Annotated in this window: 5 protein-coding genes; 2 read left to right on the top strand and 3 right to left on the bottom strand. The window is 66.5% G+C overall.

Features of this window, described 5'->3' with window-relative positions; genetic code table 11:
- Positions 1–100 precede the first annotated feature (100 nt).
- Together ACH2DG_RS20950 and alkB are read left to right on the top strand one after the other, a co-directional pair.
- Positions 101–697: a methylated-DNA--[protein]-cysteine S-methyltransferase gene (locus ACH2DG_RS20950; protein ID WP_395028535.1), complete on the top strand. Its 597-nt coding sequence runs from the start codon at positions 101–103 to the stop codon at positions 695–697.
- 67 nt (positions 698–764) lie between these two features.
- Positions 765–1,430, top strand: a complete 666-nt coding sequence (alkB, locus tag ACH2DG_RS20945) for a DNA oxidative demethylase AlkB (protein ID WP_395028534.1) — start codon at positions 765–767, stop codon at positions 1,428–1,430.
- Between the two features lie 80 nt (positions 1,431–1,510).
- On the opposite strand, the gene ACH2DG_RS20940 is transcribed toward alkB, so the two are convergent.
- From ACH2DG_RS20940 to ACH2DG_RS20930, 3 genes are read right to left on the bottom strand one after another with little or no spacing between them, the layout of a single operon-like run.
- On the bottom strand, positions 1,511–1,999 hold the full coding sequence (locus ACH2DG_RS20940) for a nucleoside deaminase (protein ID WP_395028532.1): 489 nt from the start codon (positions 1,997–1,999) through the stop codon (positions 1,511–1,513).
- A gap of 31 nt (positions 2,000–2,030) precedes the next feature.
- Positions 2,031–2,366: a hydroxyisourate hydrolase gene (gene uraH / locus ACH2DG_RS20935; RefSeq protein ID WP_184706181.1), complete on the bottom strand. Its 336-nt coding sequence runs from the start codon at positions 2,364–2,366 to the stop codon at positions 2,031–2,033.
- Between the two features lie 34 nt (positions 2,367–2,400).
- Positions 2,401–2,979 (bottom strand): hydroxyisourate hydrolase, encoded by a 579-nt coding sequence (locus tag ACH2DG_RS20930; RefSeq protein ID WP_395028531.1) that lies wholly within the window; start codon positions 2,977–2,979, stop codon positions 2,401–2,403.
- Positions 2,980–3,055 lie beyond the last annotated feature (76 nt).

Here is a 3,055-nt window from a genome sequence, read left to right as displayed (position 1 = left end):
GCCGGACCGCCGGATCGCGGCAATTGCAGCGCAAGAATGTCGAGGCACGGAAAAAGCCGCCGCGTTACAGTGGACTCATCCCATCCGACGGACCCTTGCCATGCCTCACATCACCCTGCTCCCCACCCCGCCACGCGCGCCAGCGCAGTTGCGCTACAGCGTGGTGCCCTGCTCGCTGGGGCTGGTGCTGATTGCCACCCGCAGCGATGCGCCCACCGCCCCTGGCCAGCAACTGCCGCCCCTGGCCGTGCTGTACTTTGGCGACGAAGCAGCGCCCTTGGTAGCGGAACTGGCGCAGTGCTACCCCAAATCCGCCCTGGTGCGCGACGACGCGGGCCTGGCCGCACTGGCGCAGGCCGTGCAGGCCGCGCTGCAGACGCCCGCATTGGCAGCCCAGGTACCGCTGGTGCTGGGGGGCACGGCGTTCCAGCAGAAGGTGTGGCAGGCCCTGTGCCAGATTCCACCGGGCCAGACCCGCAGCTACAGCGAGCTGACGGCACTTTTGGGCGACCCCAAGGCCGTGCGCGCCGTGGGCCGGGCCAATGGCGCCAATGAAATCTCGCTGCTGGTGCCCTGCCACCGGGTGATCGGCAAGAACGGCTCGCTCACCGGCTACCGCTGGGGGCTGGAGCGCAAGCATGCCTTGCTCGCGACCGAGGGATTTGCCGCCCAGGCGCAGCAGAAAGAGCTGATCTGATCAAAACGGCTACAGATGCCCACCCCATGGGCGCAACAAGTTATCAAAACAATAGCGACCAAGGAAAATGCAAGACCTGTTCAGCACTGACGAGGCCAGTGACAGCCCCCAATGGGAGCGCATTGCCATCGGCGAGCAGGCCTGCGTGCTGCGCGGCTTTGCACTGCGCTGGCAACAGGCCCTGCTCGGTGAATTGACGCACATCACCAGCCAGGCGCCGTTTCGCCACCTCGTCACCCCCGGCGGGCGCCACATGCAGGTGGCGATGACCAATTGCGGCCAGTTTGGCTGGTACAGCGACCGTCTAGGTTACCGCTATGTGCGGGCTGACCCGCTAAGCGCCCAGCCCTGGCCTGCCATGCCGCCGAGCTTCATGGAACTGGCTGCGCAGGCCGCCGACGCCGCAGCACTATCCGTGTTTGCGCCCAATGCCTGCCTCGTCAACCGCTACACGGTGGGCACGCGCCTCACGCTGCACCAGGACGAAGGCGATGCCAGCCAGCCGATCGTCTCCGTCTCGCTGGGCCTGCCCGCCATTTTTCTGTGGGGAGGCCATGAGCGCGGCGATGCCACGCAAAAGCTGCCGCTGCAGCATGGCGACGTGGTGGTGTGGGGAGGCGTGGACCGCATGCGCTACCACGGCGTGATGCCGGTCAAGGACGGGGCGAGCCCCGTGACGCATCCGCTGCTGGCGGGGCAGCGAATCAACCTGACCTTCCGCCGCGCGGGCTGACCGTGCGCGCCCGGCGCAACAAAAAGCCCCGCGCACGGTGCACGCGGGGCAACAGGAGCTTGGCAATCTGCAATACAGGGTCAGGCGGCAGAAACGGCCTTCTGCCAGGCGTCGTACAGGTCTTCGCCCTCATCGCGCACGCGGTGGCTGACCAGCGCCATCTCGCGCTCGCCCTCTGGCCTGGCCAGTTGCTCGTAGCCGCGCGCGGCAGACAGGTCGTAGGGCTCGCCGTCTTCATTGGAGTAGGCGTAGTACACCGTCTTCACGCCAGCCAGCAGCATGGCCGTGTAGCACATGGTGCAGGGGTAACCGCTGGCGTACACCACCGCGCCCGACAGATCGGTGCTGCCCTGGGCCTTGGCGGCCAGGCGCACCGCCTGCATTTCGGCGTGGGCCGACGGGTCGCACAGCTCGTCGACCTGGTTCACTGCACGGGCCAGCACCCGGCCGTCCTTGACCAGCACGGCGCCAAAGGGCCAGGTGGCCTGCTTGCGGCCTTTGACGTTGCCCATGGCCAGGCGTATGGATTCGATCAGGTACTTGCCGGTGTCGTTGTTGTCGTTGCTCATGAAATCATTCCCTCGGATGGAAAAACAAGGATCAGCTGCCTCGGTAGGTGTTGAAGAACCATGGCGAGCACAGCATGGGGACGTGGTAGTGCTGGGCCGCGTCAAAGATGGAAAAGCGCACCAGCACCTCGTCCGACAGGGCTGTGGGCTCCTTGAAATGCTCCCCAACGTAAAAGCGCAGCTCAAAATCACCGGTGCGCGCGGCGGCAGCTGCCATCATGGGCGCATCGGTGCGGCCATCGGCGTTGGTGCGCGTGCTGGTGAGGCGCTGCGCCGGGGTGTGCGCAAGGTCATACAACTCCACCCGCATGCCGCTGATGGGGCGGCCGGTGGTGAGGTTGAGTACATGGGTGCTGATGCCTGCCATGGCGTTCCTTTCGATCAAGTAGCGTTGCGGCGGCTCAGCTGCCGCGCGAATAGGTGTAGCTCCAGGGGCCGAACTGGATCGGCAGGTGGATGCGCTCTGCGGCATTGGTGATCTGAAAGCGCACCGGCAGCTTGGAGAGGAACGGTGGCCGTGGCAACTGGGCGCCCCTGGCGGCGAAATATGCGTCCACATGCAGCAGCAGCTCGTAGCGGCCAGTGCGGTAGCTGTCGTCGATCAAAAGCGGCTCGTCGGCACGGCCATTGGCGTTGATGGTGAAGCTGCGCACCAGTGCGTAGGCCTCGCCATCCCAGCGCGAAAAATCGATGCGCAGGCCGGTGGCGGCCATGCCGTGGTAGGTGTCGATGGTGTGCACCGTCAGCCGTGGGCTTGCGCCATGCAGCAGGATGGGGCCCGTGCCCTGCGCGGGTGCAGCAGGCGATGCAGGCGCATCGGCCGCCAGCGCGCCGCGCGCGGCCACCAGGGCAGAAGCCCCCAAGGCGAGGCCGCCCAAGGCAAACTGGCGCCGAGCCGGAGCCTGGGGCAGGCCATCCTGGGGCAGGCCACCCTGGGGCAGGCCATCCTGGGGCAGGGAGGAATGTGATGTCTGGGTCATGAACCGGTCTCCTTGGATGCAGCCTCAGCGGCCCAGGCCCTTGCGGCGCTGCATGCGGGCAATGAAGGCAATGGCA

This window comes from Comamonas odontotermitis (assembly GCF_040396735.1).
Classification (GTDB): domain Bacteria; phylum Pseudomonadota; class Gammaproteobacteria; order Burkholderiales; family Burkholderiaceae_C; genus Comamonas; species Comamonas odontotermitis_C.
Note: the sequence above shows the minus strand (reverse complement) of the source record. Positions and strands in the feature narration are given on the sequence as shown.

What these genes read in the sequence shown, in the direction of transcription:
- ACH2DG_RS20940 (WP_395028532.1), bottom strand. Translation starts at nt 1,999, where the DNA reads ATGAGCAACGACAACAACGACACCGGCAAGTACCTGATCGAATCCATA.
- alkB (WP_395028534.1), top strand. Translation starts at nt 765, where the DNA reads ATGCAAGACCTGTTCAGCACTGACGAGGCCAGTGACAGCCCCCAATGG.
- uraH (WP_184706181.1), bottom strand. Translation starts at nt 2,366, where the DNA reads ATGGCAGGCATCAGCACCCATGTACTCAACCTCACCACCGGCCGCCCC.
- ACH2DG_RS20930 (WP_395028531.1), bottom strand. Translation starts at nt 2,979, where the DNA reads ATGACCCAGACATCACATTCCTCCCTGCCCCAGGATGGCCTGCCCCAG.
- ACH2DG_RS20950 (WP_395028535.1), top strand. Translation starts at nt 101, where the DNA reads ATGCCTCACATCACCCTGCTCCCCACCCCGCCACGCGCGCCAGCGCAG.